The organism is Streptococcus parasanguinis (assembly GCF_001578955.1).
Lineage (GTDB): Bacteria > Bacillota > Bacilli > Lactobacillales > Streptococcaceae > Streptococcus > Streptococcus parasanguinis_U.
Window position 1 is genome coordinate 769,105 of record NZ_KQ969689.1, and the last position, 3,232, is coordinate 772,336.

Sequence of the window (3,232 nt, forward strand, 5' to 3'; positions counted from 1 at the left end):
ATTGATATACAATCGAAATAAATCGAATTTTCGGATTGTCAAAATTTGTATTGCAAACCTTTTCAAAAGCCTCTTTCTATGCTATAATGATTTTATTCACAAACATTTTATAAGGAGATTTTTATGTCTGAATCTAATTTCATTCAAAAAGTAGGAGCTGCTTGTAATAAGAAAGAGGACCTTTATCAGAAGTCCAAAACTCGGTATGCTGTTCGTTCTATTTTTGCTGGAGGTTTTCTTACTTTAAGTACTGCAGTCGGTGCAGTTGCCGCAGACTTGTTGAATACCTTCTTACCTGGATCTGGTCGTTTTCTATTTCCATTCATCTTTGCCTGGGGATTGGTTTACCTCTTATTCTTAAATGCGGAATTAACCACCTCAAATATGATGTATTTGACGGCGGGAACCTATCTAAAGAAAATTCATTGGAAGAAAGCTTTGGAAATTCTTCTTTATTGTACCTTCTTTAATTTAATTGGTGCTTTAATCGTCGCTTTTCTTTTCAATCAAACAACTGCCTTTGCACATATCGATCCAAAAGGATTCCTAGCCACGGTGGCAGAAAATAAACTTCAACGAAGCAATCAAGTGGTTTTCTTTGAAGGGGTTATTGCCAATATCTTTGTAAATATTGCTATTCTTTCTTATCTATATTTCAAAGATGAAACAGCGAAGGTACTCTTAGCCCTTTCTGCTATTTATATGTTTGTCTTTATGACCAATGAACACTTGGCAGCAAACTTTGCTTCTTTCTCATTATTGAGCTTTAATTCAGTTTCTAGTCAATTGCCGCATTTTGAGTTTTTAAATATTTTACGTCATTATAGCGTCACCTTCTTTGCCAACTGGGTAGGAGGAGGAGTCCTAATGGGACTAGCCTATGCTTGGTTGAATAATATCAAGAGTCTCTACAACGATTAAAAAATATAAAAAAAGTTTGCAAAAGTACTTGCATTCTTTTTTTATATGTGATAAACTAATTTACGGTTTGAAAAAACTGCCTAAGACAGTAGGGGAGCTCGACTCATAAAGATCCTACCGAGGACAAAACGTATCAATTAAAAGAAGCGTATTGTACTTTCGTGTCTAGGTTTGGGCGCGTTTTTCTTTTGGAAAAATTCCCCAAGCAAAATAATTACGGAGGTGAACACACTAATGAGTGAAGCAATTATTGCTAAAAAAGCGGAACTAGTTGACGTAGTAGCTGAAAAAATGAAAGCTGCTGCATCAATCGTCGTTGTAGATTCTCGCGGTTTGACAGTTGAGCAAGATACAGTTCTCCGTCGCAACCTTCGCGAAAGCGAAGTTGAGTTTAAAGTTATCAAAAACTCAATCTTGCGTCGTGCAGCTGAAAAAGCTGGTCTTGAAGATCTTGCATCTGTATTCGTTGGACCTTCTGCAGTAGCATTTTCAAATGAAGATGTTATCGCACCTGCGAAAATCTTGAACGATTTTTCTAAAGACGCTGAAGCACTTGAAATTAAAGGTGGTGCAATCGAAGGCGCTGTCGCATCTAAAGAAGAGATTCTTGCACTTGCAACTCTTCCAAACCGCGAAGGACTTCTTTCTATGCTCCTTTCTGTACTTCAAGCGCCAGTGCGCAACGTTGCTCTTGCAGTCAAAGCGGTTGCAGACAACAAAGAAGACGCAGCTTAATCTTAAGCTACGCAGCGTAGCCTAGCTACAAAAAATAAAAATATATAATTAAAACTTATTTGGAGGAAATAACAATGGCATTGAACATTGAAAACATTATTGCTGAAATTAAAGAAGCTTCAATCCTTGAATTGAACGACCTTGTAAAAGCTATCGAAGAAGAATTTGGTGTAACTGCAGCTGCTCCTGTAGCTGTTGCTGCAGCTGGTGCTGCTGACGCTGGTGCTGCTAAAGATTCATTCGATATCGAATTGACATCTGCAGGCGACAAGAAAGTCGGCGTTATCAAAGTTGTACGTGAAATCACTGGTCTTGGTCTTAAAGAAGCTAAAGAACTTGTTGATGGTGCACCTGGCGTTATCAAAGAAGGTGTTGCTACAGCTGAAGCTGAAGAAATCAAAGCTAAATTGGAAGAAGCTGGAGCTTCAGTTACTCTTAAATAATCGAGTAACGCAATTTGAATGCGAAAGCCTAGTATATTAAGGTTAAGAATTGCTTAAGGTGATTTAAATCTTAAATAGGGGTGTTATTCCCCACCAAATCCCCGCCAAGTTAGATCTTGGCGGGGATTTTTTTCTACAACAAAATAGACTATATAATTCCTTTGTTAGTTTTACCTTATGCAGAAAATATAGTGCTATTTTAACCTAAATCCAATCATCACCTTCAACTGGTGCATAAGCCCACCAGACCCATGCTAAACCAAGATCGGTAGCTTGAATCATATTATTTTGCTTAGTAATTAAATTATGATGAAGTGCAAAATCAATGTATTCATCTAGTTGATTTCTTCTATCAGCATAACCTTCTTCAATTAATTTTGAGATTGATTCAGGTAAACTCACGTAATCTAAAAAACTAGTAAAGTAGGGATCTGTTATTAGTTTTTCACGAATTTCAAAATTTGAGCCTTTGAATTCTCTTTGCAAAAGATTTTTAATTGACATTCTTTTACTCCTTTAAATTTATATTATGTCTGAAAAATGTGTTAAAACTGTTAGCTATACAACAGTCTATATTTTGAGTATGCCATAAAAACGTCGAAAAACTGTTTTTTTCCGTTTTTTTTTCTTCATTTTTCATTTTTTAGTCGAAAATGAGATACTTTAAAGAATATAGTTAGTCACTGTGACGGATAGACGCCAGTGGGAAAGATGGAAGACCGAGACAGCCATCAAGGCTAAACGATTATATTTTGTAGGCAGTGCTGAATTTAAGGCTTTTTTATAGTTTGATCCACGAATTTTATAAGGTTCATCTCTTAGTTCATTAATGAAGTTTTTCTTTTGTTTCTCAAATTTTTTTAATGATTTATCCCTTAAATTTTGGTGGCCAACCTCCCAACGTTCTATTAAAAAATTTTTTAAATTCACCTTGAAATTAGGATTATCTTGGAGTTTCTTCAAGTAGAAGTAATAACACTCTCTTGCATGTTGGGCTCTCATCCCATGTAGATTGATTAGATTATTCATTTCTACATCTGTAAAGATATAATCATCCTCTTGTTTATTTTTAAAGGTATCGAGGACGACTGGAACATCTTGAGGAAGAATAAGTTGAGGTTGAAATTTTCCTC

The 3,232-nt window shown here is 35.7% G+C and carries 4 protein-coding genes, 1 pseudogene and 1 other annotated feature; of the genes and pseudogenes, 3 read left to right on the forward strand and 2 right to left on the reverse strand.

All coding sequences use genetic code 11. From position 1 onward, the window contains the following. Positions 1-123 precede the first annotated feature (123 nt). The 3 genes from SPADD19_RS03730 to rplL all read left to right on the forward strand — a co-directional run bounded on the left by SPADD19_RS03730 (position 124) and on the right by rplL (position 2,099). Positions 124-921 carry a formate/nitrite transporter family protein gene (locus SPADD19_RS03730; RefSeq protein WP_003016373.1) on the forward strand — a complete coding sequence of 266 codons (798 nt, stop codon included), beginning with the start codon at positions 124-126 and terminating at the stop codon, positions 919-921. A 61-nt stretch (positions 922-982) separates the two neighbouring features. Then, positions 983-1,117: a sequence feature (ribosomal protein L10 leader region), on the forward strand. A 38-nt stretch (positions 1,118-1,155) separates the two neighbouring features. Further along, positions 1,156-1,656, forward strand: a complete 501-nt coding sequence (gene rplJ / locus SPADD19_RS03735; RefSeq protein WP_003016269.1) for a 50S ribosomal protein L10 — start codon at positions 1,156-1,158, stop codon at positions 1,654-1,656. Positions 1,657-1,730: 74 nt separating this feature from the next. Next, entirely contained in the window at positions 1,731-2,099 is a 369-nt protein-coding gene (gene rplL, locus SPADD19_RS03740) for a 50S ribosomal protein L7/L12 (RefSeq protein ID WP_003016256.1), read from the forward strand. A 204-nt stretch (positions 2,100-2,303) separates the two neighbouring features. Here the strand turns inward: rplL and SPADD19_RS03745 are convergent, their stop codons facing one another. Then, the gene (locus SPADD19_RS03745; protein WP_061455242.1) at positions 2,304-2,603 is read right to left on the reverse strand and encodes a hypothetical protein; all 300 of its coding nucleotides are present in this window, start codon (positions 2,601-2,603) and stop codon (positions 2,304-2,306) included. Between the two features lie 159 nt (positions 2,604-2,762). Next, positions 2,763-3,232 (reverse strand): annotated as a pseudogene (locus tag SPADD19_RS03750) (hypothetical protein); the annotation flags it as partial.